The organism is Anaerobacillus alkalilacustris, from assembly GCF_001866005.1.
GTDB classification, from domain to species: Bacteria; Bacillota; Bacilli; order Bacillales; family Anaerobacillaceae; genus Anaerobacillus; species Anaerobacillus alkalilacustris.
In genome coordinates this window covers 1-15,815 of sequence record NZ_MLQR01000050.1, presented here as the reverse complement: position 1 = coordinate 15,815, position 15,815 = coordinate 1, and the positions used below count along the sequence as shown (strand labels likewise).

Genomic DNA, 15,815 nt, shown 5'->3' with positions numbered 1-15,815 from the left:
CTCCTTGAAATGATTTGGTTTGTTATTCCCTTCTTAACATATGCCCTAAACAGTTTTGCGTTTAGGACATTTAGGAAGTATTTTTTGCTTTTTACAAAAAATGTGCCCTTTTCCTATATATGACTGAAATGTTCATTATAGAAGTGAAGAAAATGAGGAATTTTCCCATTTTCGTGATAAATATCCACCCATGTTTTCATCTGTTGAATATAGTAATTATTAGATTAATAACCAGGAGGGATAAAAATGAGTGAGGAACAATTAATTACTCCTTGGGATTTAGATGGAACTCTTGGAGACTTGTATGTCCCATCTTATATTGAGGAAATGGCACAACAAGTAGTTACCCATTATGATATGACGGTTAGTCACATGGAAGTAATTACAACAAAAGCTGATAAGGGCGGCCTTATTTGGAAAATTAATACAGATAAAGGGCCGATGAGTTTGAAAATCTTACACCGCAGACCAACAAGAAGTTTATTTAGTTTAGGCGCACAAGAGTATTTAGTTGTAGAGAAGAACGCAAAAGTACCACCAATTATTAAGACAAAAACGGAAGAAAATTTCGTTGAAATGGGAGGGAAAATTTGGTTTGTTGCTGAATGGATTGAGCCACTAGAACAAGTAACAAAAGACTTAGAAGGAGCAAAATTACTATGTTCTGCAATAGGGGAATTTCACCGTCTTTCGAAAGGATATACACCACCAAAAGGGGCTGAAAATGCTTCAAGATTATATCGCTGGCCAAAAACCTATAAAAAAATTGTTAAGAAGATGGATTGGTTTCGAGATATTGCGAAGGCATATAGTGAAATGCCAGCAAGTTCTTCAATTTTATCAGTAGTTGATATGTTTGAAGAACAGGCTGTTAAAGCATTACAGCTTCTTGAACAATCTGCTTACAATGATCTAGTTGCTAGAGGTAATAAAGAATGGGGGCTAGTTCATCAAGATTACGGTTGGTCAAATGGACAAAAAGGTGCAGATGGCATGTGGATCATTGACTTAGATGGTGTAGCTTATGATTTGCCGATTAGGGATTTACGAAAGTTAATTACAGGTACGATGGATGATTTAGGCTCTTGGGATTATACGTGGGCCAAAGGAATGATTGATGCTTATCACGAAGCGAATCCGATTGAAGATGAACTCTTTGACATTTTGATCATCGATATGTGCTTACCGAACTTATTTTATAAAAACATAAAAGAAATGTTGTATGAACCAACCGTATTTATGGATGGCGAATTAGAAGCATTAGTGAATCGAATCGTTCAAATTGATCAAACAAAATGGACTGTAATTGACCAGCTGAAGGAAGATTGGAAAGGAGGTAAATCTTCATGAAAGTCCTGATTATATGTACTGAAAAGTTACCAGTTCCACCTATACGAGGAGGGGCAATTCAAACGTATATTGCCGGATCTGTCCCAGAACTAAGTAAAAACCATGATATTACAATCTTGGGTATTACTGATCCTTCATTACCAGAAACAGAGACAAAAGATGGAATCCATTATGTACGCGTTCCAGGAAAACTAGTAGAGATCTATCGAGAGGGCGTTATAAACTATATTAAAGATCAATCCTTCGACTTAATCCACATATTTAATCGACCACGTTTAGTTAGCCCTGTGCGTGAAGTGGCACCTCAATCACGGATCGTCTTAAGCATGCATAACGACATGTTTAAACGAGATAAAATTGAGCCAGAAGAAGCGAAAATAGCTATTAGTCAAGTAGATAAAATCATTACAATTAGTAATTATATTGGGCAGGCGATCATTGAGCTTTACCCAGAAGCCGAACCTAAATTACAAACGATATATTCAGGTGTTGATTTGGATCGATTTGTGCCTGCTTATACTGAAAAAGGGAAGAAGATTAAAGAAGTTGTACGACGAGCTCACAATCTTGAAGGAAAGAAAGTTATATTATTTGCAGGTAGACTTTCAGCAAATAAAGGAGCAGATGTCCTCGTTCGAGCCATACCTGAATTAGAAAAGAAGCATCATAATATTGCATTAGTTATTGTAGGAAGTAAATGGTTCAGCACCAATGAAATAACTGACTACGTAGCTTATGTTCGTGCGTTAGCCGATCGATTAAGCGTACCGGTTATTACTACTGGATTTGTGTCTCCTGATGAAATTCAAAATTGGTTTGTAGCATCCGACATTTTTGTCTGTCCTTCTCAATGGCAAGAACCATTAGCCCGTGTTCATTATGAAGCAATGGCTGCTGGATTGCCAATCATAACGACTGCAAGAGGTGGGAATCCGGAAGTGATCGAAGTAAATAAAAATGGATATGTCGTTGAAAATCCAGAGGATCCAAAGGAATTTGCAAACTATATATCACAGTTAATTTCTAGTCCAAACCTTTGTAAAGAATTGGGGCAGTACGGACGAAAGCTTGCGGAAGAAAAGTATAATTGGAACCGTGTTGTCAATAATATTTCCTCTGTTTGGGATGAAATGGAAGAGAAAATAAAAAATAATGCTCCAATTGGATTAGACAATGAAGTGAAAGAAGAAAATGAAGAAATAATCGATTTAGCTACCAAACCAACTGAAGTAAGTGATATACCATTAGAATTTACGCACGGGAAAAACGAAGAGATAGCAGAAAATCTGGAACAAGTAGAAATGAATGATCCAGAAGAAATGGACGAAGCAAAAGAAATGATGGAAGAAACTGAAGGAGTTGATAAGAAAGAGAAAGTAAACGATGAAGTAGTTGAGGAGGTAGAAGAGGTTACTGAAGAATCCGAAGTAGTAGAAGAAATAGTACCGAAGAAGAAGGTTTTTGTTTGTCACGACAATCCACCAGCAAAACCGTGGTTTAAAATAAAAGTGGAGAAAAGTAAAAAAGGTAGAAAAAACAGAAAACGAAAATAAGCTTCATAACAATCTGAGGATGTTAAGTTTCCACAAAGTTGTCCCAACTTAAATAATCGAATAATAAAAAACAAGGTGTAAGGTAATCATGTCTTACACCTTGTTTGAGTCATTAGGATTATTTTTTTCTTCTAAACACGTAAGGTAAACTGTTTCAAGGCGATCTGCAACATGATGGAATTGAAAGTTCGCCTCTACAAAGTTTCTTCCATTTCTAGCTATCCAAGAAGAAAGCTCCTGGTTTTGTAAAAAATAATCAATGGCTTTAACGTATGAATTTACTTTATTAAATTCATCCACTAAATAACCATTAAACTTATGGGAAATGACTTCTGCATTGCCTCCGCGATCTGTTGTAATAACAGGTAAGCAAGCAGCCATCGCTTCATAATGGACTCGAGCTAATGGCTCTTGCCATTGAGAACTACATACGAAAATGTCGCTCATTAAAAATAAGTTTGGAATTTCATGGGCAGGGATAAATTTTGTGAAAAGGACGTTGTTTTCGATTGGTTTAGCTAGACGATATAAATACTGGGTATAACGATTTGGCTCGTTGTCACTAAACCATTTTCCACCTGTAATAATTAATAGTGTTTTTGGATATTTTCTCACAATTTTTTTCATGGCTTTGATTAACAAGTGAGCCCCTTTATTTTTCGTCAGTCTTCCAGAGAAAAAGATGACCTGTTTATCTACAACGCCAAATCTATTTCGATAAATGTTTCTAATTTCTTTCCCTTTTTCGGACCATAATGGTGGATAATCATCTAAATTTACACCTGAGTAGACGACTTTCGTTTTTTGGTTCGCTTCGCCAAAACGAGATACAATCGTTTCTTTAATATAATTACTTATAGTAACAATCTGGTTAACTGTTTCAACAACTTCTTTTCCGAGTTGGGTTGAAATTTTTACCTCTGAGAACATATCATTGTGAAGACCTAAGATGATTTTACTAGTGGGAGATGATTTTTTATAAATGGGGATATATTTTGGGCGATTAAACACATGGATGATGTCAAACTGTTGCTTTTTAAGATTTTCAGCTATCTTTTCTACATATTGATCAAGGGGGTATCGAATATATTCGACACCATCCTTCATCTCATATTTAGGTAATTCAGGGTCGGTAACAGAATAAATTGTTAGTTGGAACTTTTTTTTTAGAAATGGTGTGACTCCATCAATCATCATTTGAATCGCTCCACCCTTTATGGCAGGGGAGGGGAGACTTTCTGTACATATGAAGGCAAGTTTCATTACCCTCCCCCCTGGTACAATCTCTTAAGATCTTCTAGTTCATGTTTCAAGCCTATTTCTAAAGAAATCTTCGGTTTGTAGTGAAGTAGTTTTTCAGCTTTCGTGACGTCTGCCCAAGTATGCATTGGTTCGCCGCGTGGCTTTTCTTTGAACTCTACTTCTACTGTTTCGCCTAAGATGTCTTCTATAATAGAAATAATATCTAATATCGAAGCGCGTTCCTTCCCACCAATGTTAATCGTTTCTCCAATCACATTGTTTGCATGAAGTACTGCTGCTGTGGCCTCAACGCAATCGGATACATACGTAAAGTCACGTGTTTGTTTTCCGTTTCCGTATATTGGAATCGGTTGATTTTGGAGTTTATGCAAAATAAAGCGGTGAAAAGCCATGTCACCACGTTGTCTAGGTCCATATACAGTAAAGTAGCGAAGGATGGTAATCGGGATATTGTCTGTCTTTTGATAAACTTTGCATAAATATTCACCTGTTAATTTGGTCACTCCGTACGGGGATAAGGGAGAAGGGGTTCGGTCTTCAGTCACTTTACCATTTACTTCTCCGTAAATAGATGAAGTAGAGATATAGATTAATTTTTTAATCGGACTGTTCCTACAAGCTTCTAGTAACCTTTGCGTAACATTTATATTATTTATTACATACGGATCAAAGTCTTTCCCCCAACTTGAACGAACACCTGGCATTGCTGCTAGGTGGTAAATAACATCAACATTTATGAGGATTTTTTTCCAGTCGATGGTTAATAAGTTTTCATTGATAAATGTAAACCTTGGATGCTGTAGTAATGTGGTTAGATTTCTTTGTTTAATAGACCTTAAAAGTGGATTGATAAACCCATCAATTCCGATGACTTGATGTTGTTCTTCAGCTAATAGTCTCTCACATAAATGAGAGCCAATAAATCCAGCAGCTCCAGTTACGAGAATGTTCATGGGCGTGCCACCCCAATATACTTAATGTTAAATTTTTTTAAAGCTTGTGGTTCTAAGAAGTTTCTTCCATCAATAACGAGGTTTCCTTTCATTAAATTTTTTACTTTTTTCCAATCGATGTTTTTAAATTCACTCCACTCTGTAGCAATGATAAGGGCTTCTGAACCTATGATGGAATCGTAAATGTTTTTGTGGCATTGGATTGATGGGTTATTTAGTTGTACTATTGGATCATATGCGTGAACATTGGCCTCAGCGGAAACAAGTTTATCTATCAACCGAAGTGATCTTGAGAATCTAGTATCATCAGTTTCTGGTTTAAAGGCTAAACCCCAAACGGTAATTTTTTTGTTATTCAAAGTCGTTAGTTCATTGATTAGTTTTTCAAAGTATAACTCGATTTGTGTATCATTGACTTGTTGAACAGCCATTAAAATCTCTGGGACAATTTTCTTTTTTAGAGCTGCATGCTGCAGTGCTTGGAGATCTTTCGGGAAGCAGGATCCACCATAGCCTAAACCTGCATTAAGAAAGAGTGATCCGATACGTGGATCTGTTCCTAGTCCTAATGAAATGTCTTTAATGTCCACTTGATACGCATCGCAAATCCGAGCTATTTCGTTAATAAATGATATTTTCGTGGCTAAGAAAGCGTTTGAGGCATATTTAATTAATTCTGCCCCTGTTAATGAAGTAATAATAAAAGGTGCATTTACATTATAGTAAAGAGTTTGTAAAATTTTTATCGGTTCGGGTCTTTTGATTCCAATGACAATTTTATCTGGATAGAGCATATCGTGAACAGCTGAACCTTCTCTTAAAAATTCAGGGTTTGATACAATATCAAACAACTGAGGTTGTATGCCTTTTTCAAGCAACATTTGTTCAACCCATTCATTTGTCCCCGGTGGAACAGTGCTTTTTACAATGATTGTTTTATAACTAGTAATATACCTACTTAGATCGTTAATTACCTCCTGGAAAAAGGTCAAATTTGGACTGCCATCCTCGTTAGGGGGCGTTCCAACTGTTATTACGATAACTGAACAGTCATTAACGGATTGTTTAAGGTCATTAGAAAAATGGAGTCTACCCTCAACTTTATTATGATTAACCATCTCTTGTAAACCAGGTTCATAAATTGGGATTTTTCCTTTGGTTAACAAGGAAAGTTTATGTTGGTCTTTATCAATGCAGTAAACGTCATGACCATAATCAGCGAGTACTGTTCCGGTTGTTAGACCTACATACCCAGTTCCTATCACACATACTTTCATCTTAATCCCCTTTCTATTCGAGCGGTTTTACATTCGAACTATACCTTGTTATTTATCAAAACTTTATTAAGTTAAAAAAACGGTTGCTTTGCTATTCAATTACAAGCCAAGTTTTTCTAGGTAAATAAATAGGGCTGTTATATCGTATTAGAATTTATCGAAACCGTGCATGAATCATAAAGGAAAGGAGGAAAAATGGGTTAATCCCTAGGGAATGAACACCTAATTCACTTTTTGTAGTTAGACAAGTTTCGGACATGTTTTAACCGAATAAATATATAGTAGTGACAAGGTTAAGAGGGAAGGTAATTGAAATGAAAAAAATAACAAAAGCAATCATTCCCGCAGCTGGTTATGGTACAAGAAGCTTACCAATAACGAAAGTAATCCCGAAAGAAATGTTTCCAATCGCTGGGAAACCAGCCATTCACTATATAGTTGAAGAAGCGATAAGAGCGGGAATAGAAGAGATTTTAATTGTTGTTTCGCGTAACAAAAATATGATTTTAGATTATTTTGATCGTTCACTTGAACTAGAGGCATTTTTAGAAAAAAAGAATAAGCAACATCTATTAAAGAGAAGTGCTTTGCCCAATATTCATATACAATATGTTCGCCAACCTTACGCAGAAGGATTAGGTGATGCTATTAAGCTTGGAAAGCATTTTGTCGGGTCACAACCTTTTGCGGTTTTACTTCCTGACGATATTTTTGTTTGTCCGAAACAAGGGGCATTAGAACAGTTAGTTGATGCTTATCATACTTATCGCTCTTCCTTAGTTGCTTTGAAAAAAGTAAGGAAAGACCTCTTAGTCAATTACGGGGTCATTAAAGAGAAGCAGCTAGCGGAGAAATTGTATGAAGTTGTTGATATTGTTGAAAAGCCTAAAAGCTCTCCCCCTTCAGACTTGGCAGTTAGTGGTAGATATATTTTTGAACCATCGATTTTTTCTTTTCTAGACACAGTAAGTAGAGGGGCGGGCGGGGAAATACAACTAACCGATGCCATTAAGGCTTTAGTCATGGAAGAGAAATGTTATGGTGTCGAAGTCTACGGTGAACGCTATGACATTGGGTCGGAAAAAGAGTATGTAAAATTGATTAATAGAATGATAGGGAACATATAAAAATTTTGCACACTAAAAACGAGTTTGCATAAGTTAATATAGGTTTCTTTATTAATTATGTTTTAACCTCGAAGGTAAAAAACATCTCTCTGACAAAGAAGAATTATTCGTGTAAGGAGGAATTGAAAGGTGAAAAAGAAACGAACAAAAAAGGTTGAAAAGCAAAAGCAAGAAATAAACCCTGAAGTTACAGAAGAGGTAAAGGAAGAAGCAACACAAATTGTTAAACCGAGAAATCCTTTTGCCGCTTGGGATGATCTAGTATTTACAAGAAGATCACAAGTGAAAGCACAACCAACAGTGGAAGAACAAAAGACTACAGATGAGAAAAAGGACCAACCACCTACAAATGAAAAAAATCAAGGGTGGTCTTGGATATAATTCCGTGCTAAGTTGACTTTAAATACGTTCTAAAAGAAATTAAGCCTAATCTATATTTCCTAAAGAGAGTAAATTTGGTTATCTTGTAGTATCAGAATTTATAAATTTCTAACTTTGAAACTGTCTAGCTTCAGCGCCTACGAGCTCGGTCACTTCAGTCCTTTTCGGAAGCCAAAGAGCGGCTTCTGTCAAAGGCCTTCCAGTGCCTTTCGCTCGTGACCAAGGCGCTTGCGCTTTCCTTGTAGAAACAACCATCAGGCTCGCTATATACCTGATGGTTGTTTCATTAAAAGGCAACGCAACCAAAAACTGTAAGCCTATAGTTTAATCGTATTCATATCTCGTATAAATCGAGATGAGTGAGTTTTTTTTCCTCGTCTTTTTTGAGGAACTGAAAGGTATAATCCATCCATAGCTCGTGTAACAGCGACATACATTAATCGCCGTTCTTCTTCTATTGGTGCCATGTTACCTTCACGAAGCGCTTCTAGTGCATAATCATGTGGTAATGCTCCTTCAACGACACTTAAAACATAGACTGTTTTATATTCTAATCCCTTTGCGCGATGTATTGTCATAAGTTGAATACTATTTTTGTTTCCGGAATGATCTTTTAATTCTTTTGTTTTTGCAATCATATGATCAACATGACTTAGAAAATCACTTATCCGATCGTGGCTATTTGCTGCTACTTTAAGGTCACGTAAATCATCGGACCCTTTATCAATGACATTTCCTTCATTGCCATGCTTTTTAATATAATCACTTAACCCCATTTCTTTTTCGATCCATTCTAGAGCTTCTACCGTTGTAAACTTCCGAAGCTGTTTAAATAGAGGGATCATTTTTTTTAATTTCTTCTGTTGGAAAGGCTGAATATCAGTAAGTTTTGTCATTGCTTCTAACAAAGAACAATCGTTTAAGATTGATAATGCTTTTAAATCTCTTAAACTAGATTGTTTGATAAACATTGCCCCTAATAATTCTTTTATCGCCTCTTGATCATCAGGATTATAGCTAAGCTTTAAGTAAGCCAATGCTTTTCGTACGGTTCTTCTGACGTAGAATGAATCGCCTTCTTGTTCGATATGAAAAGGTAGGGTTGATGCTACAAGTCTCTCGAAGATTGCACGAGAAGATGAGTTTGTCCGATACAAAATGCAAAAATCTCCCGGTTTTGCCCCATTTTCGATTTTTTCTTTAATATCAGTAACAATCATTGTCGCTTCTTCTTCTTCATCATAAGGGAAAAACTGAATTGGTCGATTTTCGCTATCACGTGCTGCAAAAATTGTTTTGTCTCTTCTTTTTTTATTTTGAAATATTACATTTCCTGCACTCGATACAATTGAGTGATGCGAACGGTAGTTACAATTTAGTGTGATTACTTTTGCACCTGGAAAATCATTTTCAAAGTTTAAGATATAAGAAGGGTCACTTCCTCTAAAACTATAGATCGACTGATCGTCGTCACCTACCGCACATAAATTTTTCGATTGTTTACTAAGAAGCGCAATAATTTCATATTGAACTTTATTAATATCCTGAAACTCATCAACCAAAATATAAGAAAAACGTTCTTGGTATTTTCGTAATAAAGTCTCATTTTCAGTTAGTAGTTGAAAGCAACCTAGTAACATATCATCAAAATCAAAGTGAACGTTTTTACGTTTTGTGTCTTCATATCGCTCGTATAAAAATTTTACCTTTTCCTCCCAATCGGTTTCAGGTTTTACATGGGTAGGAAGTATTATACTGTTTTTCCAGAAGCTAATTTGAGAAAGAGCTTGGTCAAAAGGAAATTCCTTTTCATCAATACCTAGTTCTTTAGAAGCTTCTTTAATGATTTGCTCTCGTTGCCAATCCCACTTTAACAGTTTGCTAGGTTGCCATTGAGGGCCTTGATGATGCATTAGCATCTTATAAAAAATGCTGTGAAACGTACCAACTACAAGTGAGGCTAAGTCACTTTTGTTAATTCCTTTGAAGGCAGCCATTCGACTTTTCATCTCTTTAGCGGCTTTTGTTGTAAATGTCACAAGCAGTAAGCGGTTTGAAGGAATCTCTTTTTCCGTCAACATATAGGCGGTTCGAGTCGTCAGCACACGAGTTTTCCCACTACCAGCACCAGCTAATACAAGAAGAGGACCTTCAGTTGTAGAAACAGCTTCCCATTGATTTTGATCTAAAAGATAGTCAGGGTGACTTTTTTCATTTTGTGGCCTACTTTGGAACGGAGGTATACTACGGACGACATAAGGATCTTGCCAACTATCAATACTCGCTTTAGTTGCAGTAGCTACATTACTATTTATTTCTCGTTTACTAGGAAGCATAAAGCTACCAACTGATTTTAGGGGCTCTTCTACTGAATTTTTTTCTAAAGCTGCGATTGTATCAAGACATTGAAACATTTGAGCTGGATGGATGAAATAAGGTTGCTTATGAATACTTACACTTAGTTTTACATTTTGGCGACAACAAGGACAAGTCAGTTCGCCCCTTTGGCTCGATAAATAAAGTTTTTGTAATTGTGATCGATTAATCTTCGTTAAGTTAATGATGCTATCTTGATAAAAAGCTACTTGCATGGAATACCTCCACTAGATTAATGAATTTCAACATTCATAATTCCCTCCACTAAGATACTATAACTAGTTGTGATAAACCGTTCGCAACTAGCTATAGATTTATGCAGATTGGTTTTGGTCATGATGAAACTCACTCAGCTGAAAAACATTTTCTAAACATAAAAAAACTACTAAACAACTATAGCAAAAAAATAAGAAACATGTAAGGGAAGGACGCATATTAATAGAAATAACTCATATAAAAATTTCGATTTTTATTACTACTATGTTCAGGAAATGGGGTATAGAAGAATAAGAATTTGTTTTAAAAAACGAATTCAGAGGTGATAATTATGGGGTATATTCCACCAATCCGTAACGAACAACTATTTCAGTATGGAAACAGAATCCCTTATGATCAGCCAAGTATTAAACCAATTTCAGCAGTTGCAAAGAGTAAGTTTCATGAAGTATTGACTGAACAACAAAAACAGATAAATTATACCATTCTAAAAAATGAGTATAATCGAAGAAAATTTACGAATCGAAAATTGATTTGTGAACTTACGGGAAAAGGGTATATTATTGATGCGAGTGTATAGAGGGAAATCCCTCTATACACCAAAGCTGCTTTCCATTTCTTGAATTTTCTCGGCACTTGTAGTAATTATTTTAGTTATTTCTTTTGCTGCATTAGGTTGTTTCAATTTTTTTGCATTTTCCGTCATAATACTATGGTAATGATCATTAAATACGATACGTTCAAGTAATATTGGAATTTCCTCAACTACTTCAGCTTTTATTGCGGCTCCGTAGTTCATTAAAAACTGACTATTTTGTTCCTCTTGTCCTGGAAGTGGTTGAAAAATAAGGATAGGTGTTTCACAAACTAAGGCCTCAGACATCGTGACTCCACCTGCTTTTGTTAAAATAACATCGCTTGCCTTTAAGTATTCCATAAATAAATTAGTAAAACCTAGGACGCGAATTTGGTGTTTACTCTCATGCCTTTTAACCTTTTGCATCGCACGCTTATTAACTCCAGTAACACAGATAATTTGTAACGGTTCATCAAATGCTTCTAAACCTGATAAAATCTTCGTAAACTTAGCTAATCCAACCCCACCGCCCGCTATTAAGACTGTTTTTTTATTATCATCTAAATGCAGTTTCTTACGTAATCGTTTTTTGGAAATCTGTAGTAAATTTTCTTTTAATGTAGGGATTCCAGTAGGATAAAACAGTTGTTCATCAAGCTTGTACAATTTAGCATAATAGCGTAAATGTTCTGAAGCAATAAAATATCCATGTACCTCTGGGTGTACAGACATTGGATGAACAGCAAAATCAGTGAGTAAAGCAAATAGTTGAACAGGTACTTTCCTTTTTCTAATAACATTAGCGAGTAAGGTTGTTGCTATTGGGTGTGTTGTAATGATCGTATCTGCTTTTTTCTCTTCTAAAGTACGATATAGTTTGTTTGTTAAGAAAGCATTAAATTGTTTTAAAAAAATTGAATTGGGATTTTCCTCAGAATACTGATAAAGCTTTCCCCATAAACTTGGTCGAAAACGAATCAATTTTAAATAACTCTCTAGAACAACTTTGTGGAATAATTTGTTAATGACATCAAACGTATCGATAACCTCAACATCAAATTCTTTTCGTTTTAAATGGTTGTGTAATACATTTGATACTTGATTATGTCCATTTCCAAATGATACTGAAAAAATGATTATTTTCTTTTTATCCATGAGTAAAATCCTTTCTACGAGGATTTAGAGTGGCCTTGTCCATGATTAATTATCCTTATTATTACGGACTTTCAAGAAAATCATGCATGAATTGAGTAGATATTGGAATGATATGATTTACCTAGTGAAATGTAAGCATGAAAAAAGCGAAAAGCTAATGCTTTTCACTTTTTTTCATTGTTACGTGAGGAATTCCAGCATCAAGAAACTCACCAGAAGTAACTTCATAACCAAGTTTTTTATAAAATCCTGTTGCTTGAATTTGCGCATTCAATTTAAAAGCCGTAAACCCTAGTTCCTTCCCTTCTATTTCAATTGCTTCCATAAGCAGCTTTCCGACTCCTTTATCACGGTAGTCCGCTTCAATACAAATTCTTTCTATTTTTCCGAATCCGTCTAACTGTCGGAGACGTCCTGCACCTATAGGCTTTTCTAGGTCATAAACAACAAAATGAGTAGCAGTATCTTCAAATTGATCTATTTCTTCTTCAGCGGGTACCTTTTGTTCATCTACGAAAACTTTCATTCGGACTTCATAAGCATCTTTTAATTGCTCTTCATTTTTTACGATTGTTACATTCATTATTTATTCTTCCTTTCCTAACCAAAACGTTTCGTACACTACCCATATGCCATTTTCTGACTCTGATAAAAGTTGAAAACAATTACATTTCTCTTCATAATTAACCGATTCCATTTTTAATCTTCCTAAAATGTCATGAAACTCATCATCGTCTAACCCTTGGCAGATCTTTATATGAGGGATGAATGGGTGTGTTTTACCAGTAGGTTTGCTTATTTTATTTAATTTTTTTTGAAGGGTAACTAGTTCTTCTATATCTCGGACTCCCATATATATCGAACTGTCCAAAGGTTTAAACGAACTATACTTAAATACTTGTAATGAAAATGGGTTCGTTTCATTGGCGACTTCCCTAAGTTTTACTACCATTTCTTTAATCGCTGTTTCACTTACTTCAGATGATTCACTTAAAGGTAGGTGGGTTGGAAGAATTTCATACTGTGAGTCATACCGTTTTCGTAAATGGTTGGCGATATTCTGCAATGTCATTGAAGGAATAATGGCTATAACGTATTTCAAAGTAAACCCCTCCTAGAGTTGCTTTTATGTAACACGATAGTAATTCAGAAAATTATGATACTACTATATCACGATCTGCTTAGAAAAACGAAACTTTTGGTTTGTTTGTACATAAAATGTAGTAGGAATAAAAGTATGTTAAAATAAGGACTAGGTTTACAGAAACAGATAGAGGAGAGGTAGTATGACTAAGAAAGAATCTGTACATTCTGATATTGTTGAAAAAGCAGCTAGAGATCTGTTAAAAGAACGTGGTGTGAAAATTCAAGATATAGCAAAAATCGTTTATGAAATGCAAGTAAAGTATACACCAGTATTAACGGTAGAGGAATGTATAGAAAGTGTTGATAGAGTACTAGAAAAACGAGAAATACAACATGCTATTTTAGTAGGGATTGAATTAGATAAATTAGCAGAGCAAGGGAAATTGTCTGAGCCATTACAATCGATCGTCTCTTCAGATGAAGGACTATTTGGGGTAGATGAGACCATAGCATTAGGGAGTGTATTTGGCTATGGGAGTATTGCAGTTACAACATTCGGATTTTTAGATAAAGAAAAAACAGGGATTATTAAAGAGTTAGACCAAAAAGGGACTCAAACCAATACATTTTTAGATGACTTAGTGTGTAGTATCGCAGCTAATGCATCGAGTCGTTTAGCCCATCGAATTCGAGATCGCGAAGAAAGACTACGTGATGAAAAAATCCATATTCGGGATCAGGAAGAACGAATAGGATAAATAGCGTATCATATGATGATAAAAAAAGGAAGTGACAAATGATAACGGGTTCCGTTACCTATCGCAAACATTAAAAATGTATTATTAATTGACCGTCAAATTTTATGCTAATTTGACGGTCAATTTTTGTTGATATAAAAGGATTCACTAATAAATTTAACAAAATATGTATCACAAAATGCTATACCAATTGTCCATAGACACCAGCCAGTATATATTTACATTTCTATTTACATTAATTCATACATAAATTTACTAATAAAAAAGTTGTATAAAGCCGCTGAAGGACAAAACCAGGCTGAAACACATGCTAAGTGTCCTTCATAAAGCCGTTGAAAGCCAAAACTAGGCTGAAATGCATGCCGAGTGTCCTTCATAAAGCCGCTGAAGGCCAAAACCAGGCTGAAACACATGCTAAGTGTCCTTCATAAAGCCGCTGAAAGCCAAAACTAGGCTGAAATGCATGCCGAGTGTCCTTCATAAAGCCGCTGAAGGCCAAAACCAGGCTGAAACACATGCTAAGTGTCCTTCATAAAGCCGCTGAAGGCCAAAACTAGGCTGAAATGCATGCCGAGTGTCCTTCATAAAGCCGCTGAAGGCCAAAACCAGGCTGAAACGAGTGCTAAGTGTCCTTCATAAAGCCGCTGAAAGCCAAAACTAGGCTGAAATGCATGCCGAGTGTCCTTCATAAAGCCGCTGAAGGCCAAAACTAGAAACGAATGCTAAGTGTCCTTCATAAAGCTGATGAAGGCCAAAACTATGCTGAAATGCATGCCGAGTGTCCTTCATAAAGTTGCTGAAGGCCAAAACTAGGCTGAAACGCATGCTAAGTGTTCTTCATAAAGCTGATGAAGGCCAAAACTAAGCTGAAACGAGTGCTAAGTGTCCTTCATAAAGTTGCTGAAGGCCAAAACTAGGCTGAAACGCATGCTAAGTGTTCTTCATAAAGCTGATGAAGGCCAAAACTAAGCTGAAACGAGTGCTAAGTGTCCTTCATAAAGTTGCTGAAGGCCAAAACTAGGCTGAAATGCATGCCGAGTGTTCTTCATAAAGTTTCTGAAGGATTTCACTAACTAACGCGGCGATACTTCAATCAGATATCCCAAATAGGCTGTTTTCACAAGGGTTGTTGTGATTGAGTTGCCAGGACTATAGTGGAATGGAGCGGACGGAACTTGACTCCTGTGGGAAAAATAGGAAAAAGTACCTACAACAAAGTATACGAAAACAGCCAAAAAAATCTGGAATGTTCAATCGAATTAATGATTGATCTATTTTTTTATATTAGGTTACAAAAAAACACCGCAAATGCGGTGCAATTAGTTATACGTTTTTGGCTGCACTTTCTTTTGCCATTTATGGTTTTGCGATAGCAAACGGAACCCGTTACAATTTTATGAGCTTTTTTTATATAATCAGAATTTATCACTAGCATTGCATTAATTAAAACTTAATATTTAAAACCTTCAAAATCTTCGTAAATCTTGTTTATTGCAAAGAAAAAGTCCTTTATAATGGATTAGTCAGGTGGTAACCCGTCCAAATCCACTAAAAAAGGACTCTCACTCATGGACAAGATTACACGAAAAACTTCATTTGGACAATGGTTTTCACCAATTAATCTTCAATTATTTGAAGATTAATTGGTGAAAACCATGAAATTAGATTACTGACAATGGTTTTCACCAATTAATCTTCAATTATTTGAAGATTAATTGGTGAAAACCATGAAATTAGATTACT

The 15,815-nt window shown here is 35.7% G+C and carries 13 protein-coding genes; 6 read left to right on the top strand and 7 right to left on the bottom strand.

All coding sequences use genetic code 11. The features are described from left to right. Positions 1–246 precede the first annotated feature (246 nt). Positions 247–1,350, top strand: a complete 1,104-nt coding sequence (locus tag BKP37_RS17675; RefSeq protein ID WP_071310956.1) for a CotS family spore coat protein — start codon at positions 247–249, stop codon at positions 1,348–1,350. Next, positions 1,347–2,903, top strand: coding sequence for a glycosyltransferase family 4 protein (locus BKP37_RS17670; RefSeq protein ID WP_071310955.1), 1,557 nt, complete (start codon positions 1,347–1,349; stop codon positions 2,901–2,903). Before BKP37_RS17675 ends, BKP37_RS17670 begins: the two co-directional genes overlap by 4 nt. A 93-nt stretch (positions 2,904–2,996) precedes the next feature. Here BKP37_RS17670 and BKP37_RS17665 read toward each other — a convergent pair whose 3' ends face one another. The 3 genes from BKP37_RS17665 to BKP37_RS17655 are packed head-to-tail and all read right to left on the bottom strand — an operon-like array spanning position 2,997 to position 6,396. Next, entirely contained in the window at positions 2,997–4,166 is a 1,170-nt protein-coding gene (locus tag BKP37_RS17665; protein WP_071310954.1) for a glycosyltransferase family 4 protein, read from the bottom strand. After that, complete coding sequence (locus BKP37_RS17660) at positions 4,166–5,119, bottom strand: NAD-dependent epimerase/dehydratase family protein (RefSeq protein WP_071310953.1); 954 nt, start codon at positions 5,117–5,119, stop codon at positions 4,166–4,168. The genes BKP37_RS17665 and BKP37_RS17660 overlap by 1 nt, the downstream gene beginning before the upstream one ends. Then, positions 5,116–6,396, bottom strand: a complete 1,281-nt coding sequence (locus BKP37_RS17655) for a UDP-glucose dehydrogenase family protein (RefSeq protein WP_071310952.1) — start codon at positions 6,394–6,396, stop codon at positions 5,116–5,118. Before BKP37_RS17655 ends, BKP37_RS17660 begins: the two co-directional genes overlap by 4 nt. A 314-nt stretch (positions 6,397–6,710) precedes the next feature. Here BKP37_RS17655 and BKP37_RS17650 point away from each other — a divergent pair, with 314 nt between their 5' ends. Together BKP37_RS17650 and BKP37_RS17645 are read left to right on the top strand one after the other, a co-directional pair. Next, positions 6,711–7,523 (top strand): UTP--glucose-1-phosphate uridylyltransferase, encoded by an 813-nt coding sequence (locus BKP37_RS17650; RefSeq protein WP_071310951.1) that lies wholly within the window; start codon positions 6,711–6,713, stop codon positions 7,521–7,523. A gap of 129 nt (positions 7,524–7,652) precedes the next feature. Beyond that, positions 7,653–7,904: a hypothetical protein gene (locus BKP37_RS17645; RefSeq protein ID WP_071310950.1), complete on the top strand. Its 252-nt coding sequence runs from the start codon at positions 7,653–7,655 to the stop codon at positions 7,902–7,904. 317 nt (positions 7,905–8,221) lie between these two features. Here the strand turns inward: BKP37_RS17645 and BKP37_RS17640 are convergent, their stop codons facing one another. Further along, on the bottom strand, positions 8,222–10,495 hold the full coding sequence (locus BKP37_RS17640) for a UvrD-helicase domain-containing protein (RefSeq protein ID WP_071310949.1): 2,274 nt from the start codon (positions 10,493–10,495) through the stop codon (positions 8,222–8,224). A 332-nt stretch (positions 10,496–10,827) separates the two neighbouring features. Between BKP37_RS17640 and BKP37_RS17635 the strand changes: the two genes are divergently transcribed. After that, positions 10,828–11,076: a hypothetical protein gene (locus BKP37_RS17635; protein ID WP_071310948.1), complete on the top strand. Its 249-nt coding sequence runs from the start codon at positions 10,828–10,830 to the stop codon at positions 11,074–11,076. 12 nt (positions 11,077–11,088) lie between these two features. On the opposite strand, the gene BKP37_RS17630 is transcribed toward BKP37_RS17635, so the two are convergent. From BKP37_RS17630 to BKP37_RS17620, 3 genes are all read right to left on the bottom strand, one after another. After that, positions 11,089–12,228 carry an MGDG synthase family glycosyltransferase gene (locus tag BKP37_RS17630; RefSeq protein ID WP_071310947.1) on the bottom strand — a complete coding sequence of 380 codons (1,140 nt, stop codon included), beginning with the start codon at positions 12,226–12,228 and terminating at the stop codon, positions 11,089–11,091. A gap of 154 nt (positions 12,229–12,382) precedes the next feature. Beyond that, a complete protein-coding gene (locus BKP37_RS17625) occupies positions 12,383–12,811 on the bottom strand; it encodes a GNAT family N-acetyltransferase (RefSeq protein WP_071310946.1) in 429 nt (142 codons plus the stop codon). Positions 12,812–12,814: 3 nt separating this feature from the next. Continuing rightward, the gene (locus BKP37_RS17620; RefSeq protein WP_071310945.1) at positions 12,815–13,330 is read right to left on the bottom strand and encodes a 2'-5' RNA ligase family protein; all 516 of its coding nucleotides are present in this window, start codon (positions 13,328–13,330) and stop codon (positions 12,815–12,817) included. 184 nt (positions 13,331–13,514) lie between these two features. Here BKP37_RS17620 and BKP37_RS17615 point away from each other — a divergent pair, with 184 nt between their 5' ends. Continuing rightward, positions 13,515–14,072 carry a phosphatidylglycerophosphatase A family protein gene (locus BKP37_RS17615; RefSeq protein ID WP_071310944.1) on the top strand — a complete coding sequence of 186 codons (558 nt, stop codon included), beginning with the start codon at positions 13,515–13,517 and terminating at the stop codon, positions 14,070–14,072. The last annotated feature ends 1,743 nt before the right edge of the window (positions 14,073–15,815 follow it).

Bases quoted from the DNA above. Each gene is read 5' to 3' on its own strand.
- BKP37_RS17665 (WP_071310954.1), bottom strand. From the start codon at position 4,166: ATGAAACTTGCCTTCATATGTACAGAAAGTCTCCCCTCCCCTGCCATA.
- BKP37_RS17635 (WP_071310948.1), top strand. From the start codon at position 10,828: ATGGGGTATATTCCACCAATCCGTAACGAACAACTATTTCAGTATGGA.
- BKP37_RS17670 (WP_071310955.1), top strand. From the start codon at position 1,347: ATGAAAGTCCTGATTATATGTACTGAAAAGTTACCAGTTCCACCTATA.
- BKP37_RS17630 (WP_071310947.1), bottom strand. From the start codon at position 12,228: ATGGATAAAAAGAAAATAATCATTTTTTCAGTATCATTTGGAAATGGA.
- BKP37_RS17640 (WP_071310949.1), bottom strand. From the start codon at position 10,495: ATGCAAGTAGCTTTTTATCAAGATAGCATCATTAACTTAACGAAGATT.
- BKP37_RS17650 (WP_071310951.1), top strand. From the start codon at position 6,711: ATGAAAAAAATAACAAAAGCAATCATTCCCGCAGCTGGTTATGGTACA.
- BKP37_RS17625 (WP_071310946.1), bottom strand. From the start codon at position 12,811: ATGAATGTAACAATCGTAAAAAATGAAGAGCAATTAAAAGATGCTTAT.
- BKP37_RS17655 (WP_071310952.1), bottom strand. From the start codon at position 6,396: ATGAAAGTATGTGTGATAGGAACTGGGTATGTAGGTCTAACAACCGGA.
- BKP37_RS17660 (WP_071310953.1), bottom strand. From the start codon at position 5,119: ATGAACATTCTCGTAACTGGAGCTGCTGGATTTATTGGCTCTCATTTA.
- BKP37_RS17615 (WP_071310944.1), top strand. From the start codon at position 13,515: ATGACTAAGAAAGAATCTGTACATTCTGATATTGTTGAAAAAGCAGCT.
- BKP37_RS17675 (WP_071310956.1), top strand. From the start codon at position 247: ATGAGTGAGGAACAATTAATTACTCCTTGGGATTTAGATGGAACTCTT.